This is a genomic window from Collinsella aerofaciens ATCC 25986 (genome assembly GCF_964237925.1).
Lineage (GTDB): Bacteria > Actinomycetota > Coriobacteriia > Coriobacteriales > Coriobacteriaceae > Collinsella > Collinsella aerofaciens_BJ.
In genome coordinates this window covers 1-568 of the sequence record NZ_CAXSKI010000045.1, presented here as the reverse complement: position 1 = coordinate 568, position 568 = coordinate 1, and the positions used below count along the sequence as shown (strand labels likewise).

The following is a 568-nucleotide window of genomic DNA, read 5'->3' as shown; positions in this document are numbered from 1 at the left end:
GGGGGTGTTCCTATAGTTTTGTCAACTGGGAAATGCTCTCCGTGCGACCGAATCGCGGCATGCTGACGCCAAGCCATTAGGCCGGTGGGCTTCAGTCTGCTCGGTGCGTTTCGGCTAGGCTGCGTAAGGCACCCTGTCTCGCATTACCGCGTAGATGACCTTCAGTCTCTTTCGCGCCAGCGCCTTGAGCGCCTTGCCGTGCGACATGCCCCGCTCCCGGCACCTGGTGTAGTAGTCGCCCCATCTCCCCTCTGTCCGGGTAAGGCAGTTACATGAGAATATGAGCAGGTTCTTCAGCCTCTTGTTGCCTTGGCGCGAGGCCGTCACCGAGGAGATCGAGGTCCCCGACTGGCGGTTGCGCGGCGCCAGGCCGCAGTACGACGCGAGCCTGTCGTGGCTTGGGAAGTCTTCGATGTCGATGGAGATCGCGAGCTCGGAAGCGGTTTTGGGGCCGATCCCCGGCACCGTCAGGAGGCATCGGTAGGTATCGTCGCCCTCGAGCAGGGCGGAGATCTCCGCCGTGATCGCCTCGATCTCCGCCGAGTTCTCGGATATCCTGTGCGCGAGC

Annotated in this window: 1 protein-coding gene; it reads right to left on the bottom strand. The window is 62.7% G+C overall.

Annotation, left to right across the window (positions count from 1 at the left end):
- Nucleotides 1–114: 114 nt before the first annotated feature.
- A partial coding sequence (locus ACESWY_RS10280; RefSeq protein WP_373094370.1) for a transposase occupies nt 115–568 on the bottom strand: 454 nt, incomplete at its 5' end.